The sequence below is a fragment of the Alphaproteobacteria bacterium genome (assembly GCA_019635875.1).
In the GTDB taxonomy this organism is placed as follows: domain Bacteria; phylum Pseudomonadota; class Alphaproteobacteria; order Reyranellales; family Reyranellaceae; genus JAFAZJ01.
Genome location: JAHBYP010000001.1, coordinates 622,945 through 639,203 on the forward strand (window position 1 = coordinate 622,945; position 16,259 = coordinate 639,203).

The 16,259-nt window shown below is 69.6% G+C and carries 15 protein-coding genes; 5 read left to right on the forward strand and 10 right to left on the reverse strand.

Going from position 1 to position 16,259, the window contains the following annotated elements; translation table 11 throughout:
* Nucleotides 1–4 precede the first annotated feature (4 nt).
* The 7 genes from KF889_03165 to KF889_03195 form a co-directional block, all read right to left on the reverse strand.
* Complete coding sequence (locus KF889_03165; GenBank protein MBX3498417.1) at nt 5–358, reverse strand: AtpZ/AtpI family protein; 354 nt, start codon at nt 356–358, stop codon at nt 5–7.
* A gap of 205 nt (nt 359–563) precedes the next feature.
* Nucleotides 564–1,100 (reverse strand): demethoxyubiquinone hydroxylase family protein, encoded by a 537-nt coding sequence (locus KF889_03170; protein MBX3498418.1) that lies wholly within the window; start codon nt 1,098–1,100, stop codon nt 564–566.
* 32 nt (nt 1,101–1,132) lie between these two features.
* Nucleotides 1,133–2,377 carry an aspartate aminotransferase family protein gene (locus KF889_03175; GenBank protein ID MBX3498419.1) on the reverse strand — a complete coding sequence of 415 codons (1,245 nt, stop codon included), beginning with the start codon at nt 2,375–2,377 and terminating at the stop codon, nt 1,133–1,135.
* A gap of 150 nt (nt 2,378–2,527) precedes the next feature.
* Complete coding sequence (locus tag KF889_03180) at nt 2,528–4,036, reverse strand: hypothetical protein (protein MBX3498420.1); 1,509 nt, start codon at nt 4,034–4,036, stop codon at nt 2,528–2,530.
* Nucleotides 3,948–6,392, reverse strand: coding sequence for an AAA family ATPase (locus KF889_03185; GenBank protein MBX3498421.1), 2,445 nt, complete (start codon nt 6,390–6,392; stop codon nt 3,948–3,950). Before KF889_03185 ends, KF889_03180 begins: the two co-directional genes overlap by 89 nt.
* 22 nt (nt 6,393–6,414) lie before the next feature.
* A complete protein-coding gene (locus KF889_03190; GenBank protein MBX3498422.1) occupies nt 6,415–7,080 on the reverse strand; it encodes a DsbA family protein in 666 nt (221 codons plus the stop codon).
* Between the two features lie 164 nt (nt 7,081–7,244).
* Nucleotides 7,245–7,733 carry a DUF721 domain-containing protein gene (locus KF889_03195; GenBank protein ID MBX3498423.1) on the reverse strand — a complete coding sequence of 163 codons (489 nt, stop codon included), beginning with the start codon at nt 7,731–7,733 and terminating at the stop codon, nt 7,245–7,247.
* A gap of 109 nt (nt 7,734–7,842) precedes the next feature.
* Between KF889_03195 and mutY the strand changes: the two genes are divergently transcribed.
* Nucleotides 7,843–8,907 carry an A/G-specific adenine glycosylase gene (gene mutY / locus KF889_03200; GenBank protein ID MBX3498424.1) on the forward strand — a complete coding sequence of 355 codons (1,065 nt, stop codon included), beginning with the start codon at nt 7,843–7,845 and terminating at the stop codon, nt 8,905–8,907.
* A 240-nt stretch (nt 8,908–9,147) separates the two neighbouring features.
* Here mutY and KF889_03205 read toward each other — a convergent pair whose 3' ends face one another.
* A complete protein-coding gene (locus tag KF889_03205) occupies nt 9,148–10,245 on the reverse strand; it encodes a site-specific DNA-methyltransferase (protein ID MBX3498425.1) in 1,098 nt (365 codons plus the stop codon).
* 190 nt (nt 10,246–10,435) lie between these two features.
* The gene (locus tag KF889_03210) at nt 10,436–11,044 is read right to left on the reverse strand and encodes a ribonuclease HII (protein MBX3498426.1); all 609 of its coding nucleotides are present in this window, start codon (nt 11,042–11,044) and stop codon (nt 10,436–10,438) included.
* A gap of 104 nt (nt 11,045–11,148) precedes the next feature.
* Between KF889_03210 and KF889_03215 the strand changes: the two genes are divergently transcribed.
* The 3 genes from KF889_03215 (at nt 11,149) to rnk (ending at nt 13,496) form a co-directional block, all read left to right on the forward strand.
* Nucleotides 11,149–11,715, forward strand: coding sequence for a nucleotidyltransferase family protein (locus tag KF889_03215; protein MBX3498427.1), 567 nt, complete (start codon nt 11,149–11,151; stop codon nt 11,713–11,715).
* 3 nt (nt 11,716–11,718) lie between these two features.
* Complete coding sequence (locus tag KF889_03220; GenBank protein MBX3498428.1) at nt 11,719–12,903, forward strand: multidrug effflux MFS transporter; 1,185 nt, start codon at nt 11,719–11,721, stop codon at nt 12,901–12,903.
* Between the two features lie 206 nt (nt 12,904–13,109).
* On the forward strand, nt 13,110–13,496 hold the full coding sequence (rnk, locus tag KF889_03225) for a nucleoside diphosphate kinase regulator (GenBank protein MBX3498429.1): 387 nt from the start codon (nt 13,110–13,112) through the stop codon (nt 13,494–13,496).
* 1 nt (nt 13,497) lies between these two features.
* Here rnk and KF889_03230 read toward each other — a convergent pair whose 3' ends face one another.
* Nucleotides 13,498–14,181, reverse strand: coding sequence for a thermonuclease family protein (locus tag KF889_03230; GenBank protein MBX3498430.1), 684 nt, complete (start codon nt 14,179–14,181; stop codon nt 13,498–13,500).
* Between the two features lie 214 nt (nt 14,182–14,395).
* Here KF889_03230 and KF889_03235 point away from each other — a divergent pair, with 214 nt between their 5' ends.
* Nucleotides 14,396–16,204 (forward strand): ABC transporter ATP-binding protein, encoded by a 1,809-nt coding sequence (locus KF889_03235; protein MBX3498431.1) that lies wholly within the window; start codon nt 14,396–14,398, stop codon nt 16,202–16,204.
* The last annotated feature ends 55 nt before the right edge of the window (nt 16,205–16,259 follow it).

The following is a 16,259-nucleotide window of genomic DNA, read 5'->3' on the forward strand; positions in this document are numbered from 1 at the left end:
ATCCCTAGGAGGACCGCGACTGATCCTTCGCCTCGGCGGCAGCGGCCTTGCGGCGCGCCTCCTCGGCCTGGGCCACGCGGTAGACGTTGAGGAAGCCGGCGCACGACCCGAGCAGGAAGCCCACGATCAGCAACCAAGGCTTGGTTCCCAGCCAGCGATCCAGCACCAGGCCGAGAACCGTTCCGACGACCACACCCGCGACCAGTTCGATGCCGATGCGCAGTCCGACGCCGATCTTCTCGGTGCCGCCCCGCGGACCGCCGCCCGGCTTCCCGACCCTGCTCTCCTGAGCCTGCTGCGCCGCCTTCACGCGGGCATCGAGCTCATCGAGCGAAGGCGGCTTCTCGCCTGCGGCCATCCGAAGGCCTCCTCGCATCGTCGACTCCGCGCCAAATCACGCGAGAAAACCGCGTCCCCCAGGCGAAATCGCGCCGCAACCTAGGGGGTGAGGTATGGGGTGTCAAGCGGCAAGGCGTCACACAGTTTCGCCGGAAAACGTAATGTTTTCAGGCGCTTTTCCTTCATCTGTACATCCGTGTGGATGGCACCCGAGGAGACGGCACCTAGAGCTTCATGCCAAGCCAGATGACTGCCTCGGTGGAGGTCTCGACAAGGCGGGTTATCGCCCGTACGAGCAAGGTGTCGCCGTCAATACGACACAGGGATAGATCGTGGTGCTGTCTCTCGTCGTCGATGATGGCCTTGATCGCCATCGTCGCCGCCTGATCCGAGCTCAGGGTAGCGAGTTGCTCATCGAGATGACGTAGCACGACCCGCTCGACCGCCGCAGTCGTTGCCGCAATCGCACTGCCGCCCAAGAGGCCCGTCGCCAGGCCGAGAAGCAGGCCACCCGCGCCGCAGAGCCAGTAGCTGCGGCAGCGTCGCAGGCCGCGCCGCGACAGCTCGTCGGCAAAGATGGCACGATGCCGTTCTTCGTGGGCGCGCATCCCGGCGATCTCGCGGCAATGGTCCGTCGCCGTAAGGCGAGCGACGAGAAGCTGACCGCGATAGATGTTGACCGCGCCGTGCTCGCCGGCGTGGTCGACTTTCAGAATCCGATCGCCGAGCGACTCGCCGGGATTCAGGCGCGCGCCAATCATTGGCTCGATTCTCCGGAGGCTCCAGGGCTGAATCAATACGTCGAACCGGCCGCCTTGCCCTTGCTGCCGCTGGCGCGCACCTCGTCGACCGAGGCCTTCAAATCGCGCAGATAGGGTTCGACCGTCTCGTGATGTGCCGGGTTCAGGGCCATGTGGATGCCCGGCGGCTCGGCCTGGCGGCCGACGAACCAGCCGCGCCTGACCATGGCGTCGCTGACCGCGCCGATGTCGAGCGAGGGGTCGGTCGAGCGGGTGACGAAGATGCAGAGGTCGTGGGGCTCGAGCACGGCCAGGCCGGGGATCTTGTTGATGCCCTCGACCAGCGCCTGCGTGGTGTCCATCAGCAGCTTCGCGCAACGCAGGTAGCCGTCCTCGCCGAGATGCTGCAGTACCGCCCAGGCGCCGGCCACCGCGCCGCCAGGCCGGGTGCCCTGCATGGTGTAGGCGAGGTACTGGCCGCGCTCCCAGTCGCGGAAATCGAACTGCTGGTACTTCGTCTTCAGCTCCTGCGAGCGCAGCAGCATGGTCGAGGCGCCCTTGGGCGCCATGCCGTATTTGTGCAGGTCGGCGGAGATCGAGGTGACGCCTGGCACGCCGAAATCCCACTCGGGCAGGGCGTAGCCCAACCGCTTCACCCAGGGCGAGAGATAGCCGCCGACACAGGCATCGACATGCATCCACAGCCCGCGCTTATCAGCCAGGGCGGCGATCTCGGCGATTGGGTCGATCACGCCGAAGGGATAGTTGGGCGCCGAGCCGACCAGGCCGATGGTCTTGTCGTCGATGCGGCTTGCCATGGCGCCGGCGTCGGCGCGGAAATCGTTGCGCGTGGTGACCACGCGACGGATGTCGATGCCCAGCGCATGGCCGGCGCGCGAGAAGCCGGGATGGGCGGTGCGCGGCACGACGAAGTTGGGCTCGCGGATGCCCTTCTCCGCCCGCGCCCAGTCGCGCGCGGTCTGCAGCGCCAGGAAGATGCTCTCGGAGCCGCCCGATGTGAACGTGCCGGCGGCGCCGTCGGGGGCGTTCATCAGCGACAGCGCGAAGGCGATGACATCGTCCTCCAGCTTCGCCAGGCTGGGGAAGGCGCGCTTGCCGAGATTGTTCTCGGTCCAGAACGATGTGTAGGCGTTGACCTGCACGTCGCGCAGGTCCTGGTCGAGATAGTAGTAGTAGACGGCCATGCGGCCGTCGCGCCACGAGAAGTCGTCGGCTTTCGCGGCGTCGAGCATCGGCGCGATCGCCTCCCACGGCAGACCCTTCTGCGGGATCTTCATGATCGCCCATCTCCCTGGGAGCGCCGGCGTCTCGCCGGCTCTTCATCTCGAGGCCGGCGGAACGCCGGCGCTGCCATGATAAAGAAAAAGCCCCGGGTTGTGGCCGGGGCGAATGCGTGACGCGAGGGAGGAAATCTTGCTTCTTGGCCCTCAGGCGGCAACGGCCTCGTTGATGATGCGGTCGGCCTGCTCGAGGTCGACCGAGACGAGGGAGGAGACGCCGCGCTCGACCATGGTGACGCCGTAGAGCCGGTTCATCTTGGCCATGGTGACGCGGTGATGGGTGATGATCAGGAAGCGCGTGTCGCTGTGGCCGGCGATGTCGTGCACCAGGTCGCAGAAGCGCTCGACATTGGCGTCGTCGAGCGGCGCGTCGACCTCGTCGAGCACGCAGATCGGCGCCGGGTTGGTGAGGAACACCGCGAACAGCAGCGACAGCGCCGTCAGCGCCTGCTCGCCGCCCGACAGCAGCGACATCACCTGCAGCTTCTTGCCCGGCGGCGAGGCGGCGATCTCCAGCCCGGCCTCGAGCGGATCCTCCGACTCGGTCAGGCGCAGCTCGGCGCGCCCGCCGCCGAAGAGCTTGGTGAACAGCTCCTGGAAGTGGGTGTTGACCTTCTCGAATGCGGCGAGGAAACGCTCGCGGCCCTCGCGGTTGAGGCTGGCGATGCCCTGGCGCAGGCGGCCGATCGCGGCGGTGAGGTCGTCGCGTTCGGAGGTCATGGCGACGATCTGGCGATCGAGCTCGGCGGCCTCCTCCTCGGCGCGCAGGTTGACCGCGCCCATGGTCTCGCGCTCGTGCACGAGACGCTCCAGCCGCTTCTCGGCCGACTCGATGTCGGGCAGTTCCTCCAGCGACGCCGCCTCAGCAGCCTCGAGGATCGACTCGGGCGAGACCTTCAGGCGCTCCTCGATGCGCGCCACCGTGGCTTCGCGGTTGTGCTGGGCCTGCTCGACCAGGCCTTCGCGCCGCACGCGGCTTTCGCGCGCCTCGGCGAGATCGTGCTCGACCTGCTTGAGCGCCTTGTCGGCGGCGATCTGCCGGCTCTCGCCGTCGGCCAGGCGCGACGCGGCGACACGGCGCTTCTCCTCGGCCTCGGCGATCTGGCCCGACAGCGCCTCGCGCTGTGTCGCGATCGCCGCCGGCTTGGCGTCGAGTTCCTCGAGCTGCGCAGCGACGACCTGGCGGCGCTCGCCGAGCTCGGCGAGCTGGCGTTCGGCCGTCTCCAGGCGCACGCGCCAGCCCTGGCTATCGGCATCGATCTGCTGCAGGCGGCCGCGGCGCAGCTCGGCGTCGCGGGCGAGCGCGTCGCGCGCGGTCTGTCGCGTCACCAGCTCGGCGCGCAGATCGGCCAGGCTCACGCGCAGCGCTGTAGCGGCCTCGCGGTCGATCGCCGGATCGGCGATCGAGGAGCGGCGCGCCTCGCGGAAGGTGCGATGGCGCTCGATCTCGGTGTGCTCGGCCATGATCTGGCGCAACGCATCCTCGAGCGTGGCCTGGCGCGAGGTCAGTGCCGCGGTCTGGCGCGCGATGTCGGCGTGGCGGGCGCGCGCCTGCGCCAGCGTCGATTCATGCTCGGCGATCGCCAGCCGCGCCGTGCGGTCGGCTTCGCGCGCGGCTTCGTGCGCGCTGCGCTCGGCGGCGGCGGCCTCGGCCACCACCTCGCGCTCGCGTGCGCTCGCGGCGGCGACGCTCTCGCGCTCGGCGGCGCGTGCCGCCTCGATCGCCTGGCGCTCGGCGCGGCGCGGGCTCGACGCGCTCGGCGCCGACGTCGCGCACGCGCGCGATCACGCGCTGCTCGGCGGTACGCGCGGCCTCGACCGCGGCGCGCGCCACGGCGTGGCGCCGCTCGATGCCACTCAGCTCGGCCTGCGCCGTGTCGAGCGCGGCGCGCACCTCGATCAGGCGGTTGCGCTGGCTGAGCCGCGTGGCGGCGACGGTCGGCGCGCCGGCCTTCACGGTGAGGCCGTCCCAGCGCCACACCGCGCCGTCGCGCGTGACGAGGCGCTGGCCGGGCTTCAGCTGGCCCTGCAGGCGCTGGCCGGCCTCCTCGTCGGCGACCACGCCGATGAAGGCGAGGCTGCGATCGAGCTCCGCCGGCGCCTTGACGCGCGCCGACAGTGGCTCGATCCCCTCGGGCAGGGCGGGAATCTGGCCGAGCGCCGGCATGGTCTGCCAGAAGATCGGCGCGCCGCGGTCGTAGGAGGCTTCCAGGTCGTCGCCGAGCGCGGCGCCCAGCGCCTTCTCGTAGCCCGGCTCGACGGTCAGCGCGTCGATCAGCGGCGGCCACAGGCTGTTGGCGGCCGATTGCAGGGCGGCGGCGATGCCGCTCTCCTCGGCCTTCAAGCGCGTGACGCGGCCGCTCGACTTCTGCAGCGCGTCGGCGATCTTCGCGGCGATGTTCTCGGCGGCCAGGCGCTCGGCGGCGCGCGCCTGCTCGGCTTCCTGCCGCTCGGCATCCGCGCGCGCCATCGTCGCGCGCACGCGCTCGGCCCACTCGCCCTGGGTCGCGCGCACCGTCTCGGCGGCCGCGGCCTGGGCCTGGCGCGTCGCGGCGGCGGCTTCGGCCTGCGCGTTGCGCGCGGCCTCGACGGCGACGCGTTCCGCGGCGCGGGCACTCTCCTGCGCCGTGGCGCTGCTCGAGCGCGTCTCTTCCAGCGCCGCCAGCGCGGCGTCGACCTCGGCCTGCACGGCGGCGAGCGCTGGCAGGCTGCCGAGCTCGCCGGCGATCTGCGCGCGCTGCGCCTCGGCCTCGTCGCGCCGGCGCGCGAGCTGGGCGAGCCGATCGTTGAAGCCGGCGATCTCGCGCTGCAGGCTTTGCAGCACGGCTTCGTCCTCGGCGATCTGCCGAGTCAGGCGCTCGAGCTCGGCGTCGGCGTGCGCCGTCGCCCGATGCGCCGCATCGCGCGCGGCGTCGGCTTCGGCCTGGCGCTGCTCCTCGCCGACCTGCTCGGCCGCCAGACGTTCGCGCTCGCCACCCAACTCGCCGAGCGCGGCTTCGGCGTCGCCGCGGCGTTCGCCCTCGCGTGAAGCGTCGGACTCGATCTGCGCCAGGCGCGTGCGGCCCTCCTCGCGCGCCAGCTCGATGCGCTCGGCCTCGTCGGCCAGCGCCTCGGCGGCGACGCGCAGGCGCTGCAGCGCAGCGGCGGCGGCGGCTTCCTCGTTGCGCAGCGGCGGCAGCGCGGTCGAGGCGTCGGCCTGCGCCGTCGCGGCGAGACCGGCCAGGCGGGTGAGGTCGGTGACGGTGGCTTCGGCCTCGCGCAGACGCTCCTGCGCCTCGGCCAGCTCTTTCTCGGCGGCCGCGAGCCTGAGCGCCAGCACGACGGCGTCGGCCCTGCGGATGTGGTCGCTGAGGTTGCGGTAGCGGCTGGCCTGGCGGGCCTGGCGCTTGAGCTGCCGGTGCTGCTCGTCGAGCGCCACCAGCACGTCCTGCACGCGCAGCAGGTTGGCCTCGGCCGCCTTCAGCCGCAGCTCCGCCTCGTGACGGCGGGCGAAGAGCCCGGTGATGCCGGCGGCCTCGTCGATCACCATGCGGCGGTCGGCCGGCCTGGCGTTGATCAGCGCGCCGATGCGGCCCTGGCTCACCATCGCCGTCGAGCGCGAGCCCGAGGCGGCGTCGGCGAACATGGTCTGCACGTCGCGCGCGCGCGTCTCGCGGCTGTTCACCTTGTAGAGCGAGCCGTGGCCGCGCTCGATGCGCCGGATGACCTCGAGGTCGTCGGTGTCGTTGAAGGCGGCCGGTGCGACGCGATTGCGGTTGTCCAGGCGCAGCGTGACCTCGGCGATGTTGCGCGCCGGCCGCTGGCCGGTGCCGCCGAAGATCACGTCCTCCATCTCCGAGCCGCGCATCTGCTTGGCCGAGGTCTCGCCCATGACCCACTTCAGGGCCTCGACGAGGTTCGACTTGCCGCAGCCATTGGGTCCGACGATGCCGGTCAGGCCGGGCTCGATGGCGAGCTCGGTCGGATCGACGAACGACTTGAACCCGGAGAGACGGAGGGACTTGAACTGCACGTCTGGGTACTCGCTGTCGTTGTTACTTGACGAGCTTGGACAGGAGCTCGTCGAAGGCCTGTACGGTGCGCGGACCGGTGTAACGCTGGCCGTTGATGAAGAGTGTCGGGGTCGAATCGACACCCAGCGCCACGCCGCCCTGCTGCTCGGCGAGGATCGCCTCGAGCCCCTTCTGGTCCTCGAGGCAGGCCTTGGCCTGCGCCTCGCCCAGCCCGGCGAGCCGCAAGAGCTTCAAGAGGTCGGCCAGCGGCTCCTTGCCGGCGGCCCACTGCGCCTGGGTCTGGAAGATGGTGTTGACGACGCCGAAATAGCGGTCGCGATCGACGCATTCGGCGAGCTGCGCGGCCTGCGCGGCCACGCGGTCGAGCGGGAAGTCGCGGTAGACGAGCTTCACCTTGCCGGTGTCGATGTACTTGGTCTTGATCGCCGGCAGCACGTCGTTGTGGAGCGTGGCGCAGTGGATGCAGGTCATCGACGCGTACTCGATGATGGTCACGGCCGCGTCGGCCTGACCCATCACGTGATCCTTCTCGGTAACCTGCAGGCCGGCCGGCACGTTCGCCGGCGCCGCCGGCGGGGTCTGGGCCTGGGCAGGGGATACCGGCGTCGGGCCGCCGGGCTGCGACGTAAAATAGGCACCGCCGAGGATCGCCACCACGGCGATCACGCCTGCCCCGAGTATCCACATGTTACGCATCGGAACCCCTTATACCCCAACATCTTGGGGTGCTGGCCTGTGGAGAGTCAACGAAGGCCGGCCGTGGTTTTTTCCACACCGGGTACGCCACTGGGATAGACGGGCACCTAACAAGGCGCCCGGGCGGCGTCAAACCGCGATGGCGTGATCGCCGATCAGCCCTTGTCGCGGGCGAGAATGGCGCGGCCAAGGCGCTCCAATGCAGCCTTCAGCCGGTCGTCGTCGATGCCCTCGGTCGCCGCCCTCAGCGCTGCCTGGCGATCCGCCGCCAGGGCCGGGCGGGCTGGCCGGCGCGGTGGGGCCGCCGCCGGCAGGGGCCCCTGCACGAGGGAAATCCGGCCGACCGCGGGCCGGCCGTAGTAGGCGTTGATGCGCGCCACGATGCGCGGCGCGTCGTGCTGCATCACCAGCGCGGCCGAGGGCACGACCAGCAGCCTGAGCGTCGTGCCGGTGAGCCGGTCGGGCAGCGAGACCCTGGCGAGCTCGTCGCCGACGATCAGCGGCCATTCGGCCAGCAGCGAGGCCAGCGCCGTGCCGCGTGCCTTGGCCAGCGGACGGATCAGCCCGGGCACGCTCGCGCCCAGGCGCCTGAACCGGCCGCGGCGGTCCAAGGTGATCTCGGGCTGGGGATCGTCCTCGCTCATACGGTGTCCGATATGATAGCCGCTCGGCCCGACCAGAACAGGGTGAAGCGTGGCGCGTAGACTGAAGGACGAGGGCGAGACGACGACCGGGCCATCGCAATGCCCCGACGTGCGACTGCATGCCGAACGCCTGCTGGCCTGGTACGACCGCCATCGCCGCGTGCTGCCGTGGCGCGCACCGGCGGCAGAACGCGCCGACCCGTACCACGTGTGGCTGAGCGAGATCATGCTGCAGCAGACCACGGTGCAGACCGTGGGCCGCTACTTTCTCGCCTTCGTCGAGCGCTGGCCCACGGTGCGCGATCTTGCCGAGGCACCGCTCGACGACGTGCTGCATCTCTGGCAGGGGCTGGGCTACTACGCCCGCGCCCGTAACCTGCATGCCTGCGCCCGCGCCGTGGTCGATCGCCATGGCGGCGTCTTTCCCGACGACGAGGAGACTCTGCGCGCCCTGCCGGGCATCGGCGCCTATACGTCGGCGGCGATCGCCGCCATCGCCTTCGATCGCCCGGCCAGCGCCGTCGACGGCAACGTCGATCGCGTCGTCACGCGCCTGCACGCGCTCGACCGGCCGATCGCGGAGATGAAGTCGCAGATCCGCGCGCTGGCCGCGCGCCTCGTGCCGCCGCACCGTGCCGGCGACTACGCCCAGGCGATGATGGACCTCGGCGCCACCGTGTGCATCGCGGGCGAGCCGCGCTGCGTGGTGTGCCCGTTGATGGAGTCCTGCGAAGCGCGGCGGCGGGGCATCGCCGGCGAGCTGCCGCGCAGGCGCGTGAAGCCGGCGCGGCCGGTGCGTCGCGGCATCGCCTTCTTCCTGCTGCGCAGGGACGGCGCGATCCTGCTGCGCCGGCGCGCGCCGCGCGGCCTGCTCGGTGGCATGATGGAGGTGCCGTCGAGCGAGTGGCGCGAGGGCCGGCTCGATCGCGAGGCGGCGCTCAGGCAGGCGCCGATCGAGACGCGCTGGCGTGCGCTCGACGGCGTCGTGCGCCACGTCTTCACGCATTTCGAGCTCGAGCTGTCGCTGGTCACCGCGCGCCTGCCGACCGAGCGCGCCGCTTCAGCGCTGCCAGGCGCGCAATGGTGCGCCGTAGATCGGCTGGGCGAGATGGCGCTGCCCACCGTGATGAAGAAGGTGCTGCGCCACGCGATCATGGCGACGTCGAAGCGCTGAGGCGCGGGCAGCGCAAAGGGTGCCGCGGCTTTACCCGCGACACCCTCACCCCCCATACCCGCTCCCAGGTCGGGGCGTGGCGTCTAGAAGACCTTTTCCTTCACCCAGCGCGACGTGCTCGACACGTCCTTGCCGACACCCTCGACCGTGCCGCAGGCGGCGATCGGCGCGAGGATCACGATGGCGAGGAACAATCGCTTCAGCACACGCATGGTTTTCTCCATGTCGTTGACGGGGACTTCACTGCAAGCGCGCGCGCATCTGCTGGCGCAGATGGTCGATGGGCAGGCGGCGGCCGCCGAGATCGGCGTGCCAGAAGGTCCAGCCGTTGCACGAGGGCGCGCCCTGCACGGCGGCGCCCACCTGGTGGATCGAGCCGCGCACGTCGCCGAACGAGCCGCTGGTGCTGAGCGTGCCGTCGGCCTTCACGCGCGCCTGGATGCGGCCGGAGGGGTCGGCGAGCATCGTGCCCGGGCTCAGCAGGCCGGTCTCGACCAGCGCGCCGAAGGGGATGCGTGGCTCGTTGCGCTTGGCGGGCTTGAGCGCCACGTCGTCGGGCGACAGCGGCTCGATCGCGGCGATGCGCTTGCGCGCGACCTCGGCGTAGGTTTCGTCGCGTTCCAGGCCGATGAAGCGGCGGTTCAGCCGCCTGGCCACCGCGCCTGTCGTGCCGCTGCCGAAGAAGGGGTCGAGCACGATGTCGCCCGGATTGGTCGCGGCCATCATGCAGCGAAACAGCAACGCCTCGGGCTTCTGCGTCGGGTGCGCCTTGCGCCCGTCGCGGTCCTTGATGCGCTCGGCGCCGGTGCACAGCGGCAATGTCCAGTCGCTGCGCATCTGGATGCCCTCGTTGAGCTCCTTCATCGCCTCGTAGTTGAACGTGTAGTTCTTGCGCCGCTTGTCGCGCGCCGCCCAGATCAGCGTCTCGTGCGCGTTGGTGAAGCGCTTGCCGCGGAAGTTCGGCATCGGGTTGGTCTTGCGCCAGACGACGTCGTTGAGCAGCCAGAACCCCAGGTCCTGCAGCGCCGTGCCGATGCGGAAGATGTTGTGGTAGCTGCCGATCACCCACAGCGTGCCCTCGGGCTTGAGCACGCGGCGCGCCTCGCTCAGCCACTCGGTGGTGAAGGCGTCGTAGGTGGCGAAATCGGCGAAGCGGTCCCATTCGTCATCGACGGCGTCGACCTTGGAATTGTCGGGGCGGTGCAGCTCGCCCGCCAGCTGAAGGTTGTAGGGGGGGTCGGCGAACACCATGTCCACCGACCCCTCCGGAAGGCCCTTCATCAAGGTGACGCAATCACCGACTATAATACGGTCGGTGACCGTACGCTCGCGTCGCATGAAGAATGTCCCGTACCAATATGATTAGGCTGAGGAAAAGCCTGTTGGAAACGCCTGGATCATGCCTCTTTGCGTGAGTCGCGTCAATAGGAAGAGTCATTGGAATCAAATATTTATGGAGAATTCTTAAAGTAGCCCATATCTGGGGATAATTCGGAATCCGGACCCACCAGCCCTAGGTGGGAGGACCTCAGAGCAGCCGGTTGAACGGCGAGAAGCTCATGCGGTGGTGCGGCGTGGCGCCCAGCCGCGCGATGGCCTCGAGATGGATCACGGTGCCGTAACCGGCATTCTGCTGCCAGCAATAGTCGGGATAACGCTGGCCGAGCAGCGCCATGATGCGATCGCGCGTGACCTTGGCGACGATCGAGGCGGCGGCGATCGAGTAGACCTTCGAATCGCCCTTCACTACGGCCAGCGCCGGGCAGGGCAGCCGCTGCGGCAGGCGATCGCCGTCGACCAGCGCGAAGGCGGGGGTGGCGCCAAGCGCGCGCACCGCGCGCCGCATCGCCTGGAAGTTGGCCTGCAGCACGTTGATGCGGTCGATCTCGCGCGCCGAGGCGGCGCCGACGCCGATGGTGATCGCGTCGCTGTCGCGCAGCGCCCCGAAGGCGCGTTCGCGATCTTCCGGCAAAAGCTGCTTGGAATCGTCGAGCAGCGCCAGCAGGCGGCGCTTCACGCGCGTGCGATCGATGATGACGGCGGCGGCGACGACCGGACCCGCGAGCGGCCCGCGGCCGGCCTCGTCGATGCCGGCGACCAATCCGTCGTGCTGCGATTCGAGTCTGAAGCTCGGCATGCGCCCATTCAGCGTGCGACTGTCGTCCCCAGCGCAGCGAGGGATCCAGGCAAGTCGTGGATGCCTCGCTGCGCTCGGGACGACAGGTGCTAGAATCGCAAACGATGGATCAAAAGCAAATCGCCACGGTGGTTGATATCCTGTGGAAGGATGCGGACGCGGTGGCGCAGCTCGCCGCATTGCGCTCGCTCGAACTACCCGATGCCTGGATCGGCGCCGGTTTCGTGCGCAATCGCGTGTGGGACACACTGATCGGCCGATCCACGCGCACCGACCAGGACGACATCGACGTCGTCTACTACGACCCGGGCGATCCCGACGGCGCGCGCGAGAACGAGATCGAGGCGCGGCTAGCCGCCCTGATCCCTGGCATGATCTGGCAAGCGCGCAACCAGCGGCGCATGCATCTCTATCGCGCCAAGGGCGACCAGCCCTATCGCGACACCGAGGACTCTCTGCGCTACTGGCTGGAGACGCCGACTGCCGTCGCCGCTCGCCTGACGCGCGACGGGCGCATCGAAGTGCTGGCGCCGTACGGGCTCGACGATCTATTGAGCCTGACCTGCAGGCCGACGCCCGCCGGCCTGCTTCGCGCCGACGACTACCGTCGGCGCCTGGCGAGCAAGGGCTGGCGGGAGCGCTGGCCGGAAGCGCGTTTCCTGGAGCCCTGAGTCTTGTCCTCCCTGCGTACCCTGCGGCCGCCGATCTGGCTGCTGATGATGGCGACCATCGCTGCGCAGCTGGCGGTGACCATCTACCTGCCGGCGCTGCCCGCCATCGCCGCGCATTTCAACGTTCCCTACGGCACGGCGCAGCTGACGCTCTCGGTTTATCTCTTCGCCTTCGCCTTCGCGCAGCTCGCCGTGGGCCCCCTTTCGGATCGCATCGGCCGTCGTCCGGTCCTGCTGGGCAGCCTGGCGATCTTCGTCGCCGCATCGGTCGCCTGTGCGCTCGCTGTCTCGGTGGAGATGCTGATCGGCGCGCGCCTCGCGCAGGCCTGCGGCGCCTGCGGCGGCGTGGTGCTGGGCCGCGCCATCGTGCGCGACAGCCGCAGCGTGCAGGAAGCGCCCAGGGCGATGGGCTACATGGCTTCGGGCATGGCGCTGGCCCCGGCGCTGGCACCGCTGCTGGGTGGCCAGATGCTGGTGCTGTTCGACTGGCGCGCCAGCTTCTGGCTCACCGCGATCGTCGGCGCAGGGGTGATGATCTGCGCCTGGCTGATCCTCGCTGAGACGGCGCCGAAGCACCGGAGCGCGTCGAGCTGGCTGCGCGGCCTGCTCGAGGGCTTCGCCATCGTCACGCGCCAGCGGCGTTTCCTCGGCCTGATGATCGCGGCCACCTCGGCGTCGTCGGCCTTCAACATCTTCTTCTCCGCCGGTCCCATCCTGCTGATCAACGTCATGGGCGTGTCGGCGGCGCTGTTCGGCTGGTTCACGCTGGCCTGGGCCGGCAACTTTGTCATCGGCAGCCTGCTGCAGACCCGCCTGCACCCCTATATCAGGAGCATCAATCTGATCGCGGTGGGCCAGCTCGTGCTGGTCGCCGGTGCGCTGGGCATGGTGGTCACCGCGCTCGCCGGATACGTGGCACCGCTGGCGCTGATCGTGCCGTTGATCATCATGGGCCTGGGCAACGGGCTGAACATGCCCAACGCCATGGCCAACGCGCTGGCCTCGGTGCCGGGAAACCATGTCGGCGCCGCCTCGGCGCTGATGGGATTTGTCCAGATGCTGTCGGCCGCCGCGCTCACCGTGCTGATGGGCTATCTGCCGCACGAGTCGCAGCTCAACATCGGTCTTGCCATCGCCCTGGTCGGCCTGGTCGGCTTCGCCGGCTGGGCGATGCTGGTGCGGCGTTGAAAACCCGGCGATGTCTCCCTATATCAGTCGAATGATCTCGATTTACGCCATCGTCAGGGTTCATCCGATCGCGGGCTTGTAGCCCCGGGGCTCGGCATTCAGCGCCCCGATGCTCCGGGGCTGCAATCAGGCGTTCCACAGCTTCTCGACAACACCACAGCAGGCACGCCGTGGCGCGTTTGCGCCCGCGCGATGCGGTGATCACCATGACCAGACACAACACCAAGCCCCGGATCGTCGTCAGCGACTCCGACTATGCGCGTCTCAGCGACCTCGCGACCGGCGCGCTCGCGCGGTTCCCCGAGATCGCCGAGCAGCTTCTGGACGAGATGAACCGGGCCGAGGTGGTCTCTGCCTCGGCGCTGCCCGCCGATGTCGTGCGCATGGGCTCGATCGTCGAGTTCCGCTCCAACGGCGGCCAGCATCGCCGCGTCGAGCTGGTCTTCCCGATCGATGCCGACATCTCGGCCAACAAGGTCTCGGTGCTGACCCCGATCGGCACCGCGCTGATCGGCCTGTCGGCCGGCCAGTCGATCCGCTTCACGTCCAACGACGGTCGTGAGCAGACGCTGACGGTGCTCGCGGTCGATTGACCTAGCGCTTCCCCAGCCACAGCGGCCACAGGCCGGCGTCGTCGTCGCGCGCCTGACGCTGCAGGGCGATATAGCCCTTCGCGAGGCCGGGGTCGCGACCCTTGCCGAAGGCCCAGGTCGTAAAGACATAGGCCCAGCCACCGCGCAGCATCGCTTCGGCGATGTCGTGCCCGCCGACCTCGATCCGCCCGACGATACGGCAGTAGCGGTCGTGCTCGATCGGGATCACGCGCACGCGATCGCCGCCTGACGACAGCAGCCGGTCGAGCGCGTCGCGGGCGCGCAGGCCGGCCTGCGGCTCCTCTTTCGACATCCTGCTGCGCAGCTCCGGCGCATCGATGCCGAACAGGCGTACCTCGCCGAAGCGCTGTCCTTCGACGAGCAGAACGATCGTGTCGCCATCGACGGCGAAGCCTTCGCCGTCGATCATCCTCGGCAAGATGGGATGCTCGGGCACGCAGGACCGTTTCGCGCGGCCCAGCGCGGGGCCTGCGGCGATCGCGGCAGTGCAGGCGAGCAGGACGGCGACCTTCACGAGGGACTCCAGCGCGTCTCGTCGATTGTCATACGCGCCGACCTTCGGCGTCATCCCCGTACGCCGTCTTGCCTCTGTCATCGAGTTCATGTAGGTTCCGCGCCGTCGGCAGAACCCCAGCGAAAGGAGGCGTTTGATGTCGATCATCATGTTCATCACGCCCGCTGTCGGGTTCGAATACGGGCACCCGCGCTTCTAGCTGAAGCAGCCCCGGGCGCCGCCTTCGCGCAGGCTACCGCGGTATCCACCCATCCAGTCCATCGCCAGGCGCTGTCGCGCGCGTCGAGCCCGTTCTCGACGCAGCTCGCGACGCCGGCACGAGTCCGAAGGGCCGGACCCGTTCGAAGGGTCCCGGCGTCGACACATGAAAGAGCAAAAGACGAAGAGCAGGCGCGATCCGTTCCTGCACACGCTGGGCTTCGTCGCCCGCCAGTGGCGGCGCCAGCCCGGCCTTGCCGCATCGATCGCCATCGGTTCGCTGGTGATCGCCGGCACGGAGCTGCTGCTGCCGACACTGGCCGGCCGGCTGGTCGACATCATCGGCGCAGTCATCGCCGATCGCGACGCGGCGCTGCGCGACGCGCTGCTGGTGCTGGCCGTGATGGTCGGCGCCGGCGCGCTCGTCGTGGCGCTGCGCCAGGGCGTGTTCATCCTGATCATCGACTTCACGCTGCGCATGATGTCGGCGGTGGCGCGCGATACCTTCGCGCGCGTGCAGCGCCTGTCGACCGAGTGGCACGCCAACGCCTTCGCCGGCTCGACGGTGCGCAAGATCAGCCGCGGCATGTGGGCCTTCGACAACCTCAACGACACGGTCATGGTGGCGCTGTGGCCGTCGCTGGTCGTGCTGCTGGGCGCCGCGCTGCTGTTCGCGCTGCACTGGCCGCTGATGGGCCTGGCGGTGGCGCTGGGCAGCGCCGTCTATATCGGGCTCACCGTGTGGCTGGCGCTGCGCTACGTCACGCCGGCGGCGCAACTGTCGAACGCCTGGGACAGCAGGCTGGGCGGCGCGCTGGCCGACGCGGTGTCGGCCAACCCCGTGGTGAAGTCGTTCGGCGCCGAGACGCGCGAGGACGAGCGTCTGGGTCGCATCGTCGATCGCTGGCGGTCGCGGGCGCGCGTGCTGTGGCTGCGCGCGACCTGGGCCGGCACCCTGCAGAACATCGTCCTGGTGCTGCTGCGCCTGACGGTGATCGGCCTCGTGCTGCTGTTCTGGTGGCAGGGCATCGCGACGATCGGCGAGGTGGTGTTCGTGCTCACCGCCTATGGTGTGATCCACGGTTACCTGCGCGACATCGGCTACCACATCGACGTCTTCCGCCGCTGCGTGAACGATCTCGACGAGCTGGTGGAACTGCACGACGCGCCGGTCGGCGTGGTCGATCACAGGGGCGCGCGAGACATCCTGGTGCCGAAGGGCGAGATCGTCTTCGACGACGTCGTCTTCGGCTATCGCGCACAGGGGCGGCAGGTCTATGACGGGCTCACGGTGCGTATCCCGGCCGGCCAGCGGGTCGGCCTGGTGGGCGCCTCGGGCTCGGGCAAGACGACGTTCGTCAAGCTGGTGCAGCGCCTGCACGACATCGATGGCGGACGCATCGCCATCGACGGCCAGGACATCTCGGAGGTGACGCAGGACAGTCTCCGCCGCCAGGTGGCGATCGTGCAGCAGGAGCCGATGCTCTTCCATCGCTCGCTGGCCGAGAACATCGCCTACGGCAAGCCCGAGGCGTCGCGCGAGAGGATCCGCACGGCGGCGCGGCTGGCGCACGCGGACGGCTTCATCATGCGCCAGCCCAAGGGCTACGCCACCCTGGTGGGCGAGCGCGGCGTCAAGCTGTCGGGCGGCGAGCGTCAGCGCGTGGCGCTGGCGCGGGCCTTCCTGGCGGATACGCCGATCCTGATCCTCGACGAGGCGACGTCGAGCCTGGACAGCGAGTCGGAGGCGCTGATCCAGGATGCGATGGAGCGGCTGATGCGCGGCCGCACGACGCTGGTGATCGCGCATCGCTTGTCGACGGTGCGCACCTTGGATCGCATCCTAGTGTTCGACGAGGGCCGCATCGTCGAGGACGGCAGCCACGCCGCGCTGATGCAGCGCAAGGACGGCATCTACCGCCGCCTGGTGCAGCGCCAGGCGGAAGGCGTCGCGGACGGCCTGTTCGCGGCGTGAGCCATATGGGGAGCGCCGGCATCACCGCCGGCGTTGCCTCTTGATCGGGGAGGAA

What these genes read in the sequence shown, in the direction of transcription:
- KF889_03215 (MBX3498427.1), top strand. Translation starts at nt 11,149, where the DNA reads ATGGATCAAAAGCAAATCGCCACGGTGGTTGATATCCTGTGGAAGGAT.
- KF889_03170 (MBX3498418.1), bottom strand. Translation starts at nt 1,100, where the DNA reads ATGATTGGCGCGCGCCTGAATCCCGGCGAGTCGCTCGGCGATCGGATT.
- KF889_03230 (MBX3498430.1), bottom strand. Translation starts at nt 14,181, where the DNA reads ATGATGATCGACATCAAACGCCTCCTTTCGCTGGGGTTCTGCCGACGG.
- KF889_03195 (MBX3498423.1), bottom strand. Translation starts at nt 7,733, where the DNA reads ATGAGCGAGGACGATCCCCAGCCCGAGATCACCTTGGACCGCCGCGGC.
- KF889_03165 (MBX3498417.1), bottom strand. Translation starts at nt 358, where the DNA reads ATGGCCGCAGGCGAGAAGCCGCCTTCGCTCGATGAGCTCGATGCCCGC.
- KF889_03205 (MBX3498425.1), bottom strand. Translation starts at nt 10,245, where the DNA reads ATGCGACGCGAGCGTACGGTCACCGACCGTATTATAGTCGGTGATTGC.
- KF889_03235 (MBX3498431.1), top strand. Translation starts at nt 14,396, where the DNA reads ATGAAAGAGCAAAAGACGAAGAGCAGGCGCGATCCGTTCCTGCACACG.
- KF889_03210 (MBX3498426.1), bottom strand. Translation starts at nt 11,044, where the DNA reads ATGCCGAGCTTCAGACTCGAATCGCAGCACGACGGATTGGTCGCCGGC.
- KF889_03190 (MBX3498422.1), bottom strand. Translation starts at nt 7,080, where the DNA reads ATGTGGATACTCGGGGCAGGCGTGATCGCCGTGGTGGCGATCCTCGGC.
- rnk (MBX3498429.1), top strand. Translation starts at nt 13,110, where the DNA reads ATGACCAGACACAACACCAAGCCCCGGATCGTCGTCAGCGACTCCGAC.
- KF889_03175 (MBX3498419.1), bottom strand. Translation starts at nt 2,377, where the DNA reads ATGAAGATCCCGCAGAAGGGTCTGCCGTGGGAGGCGATCGCGCCGATG.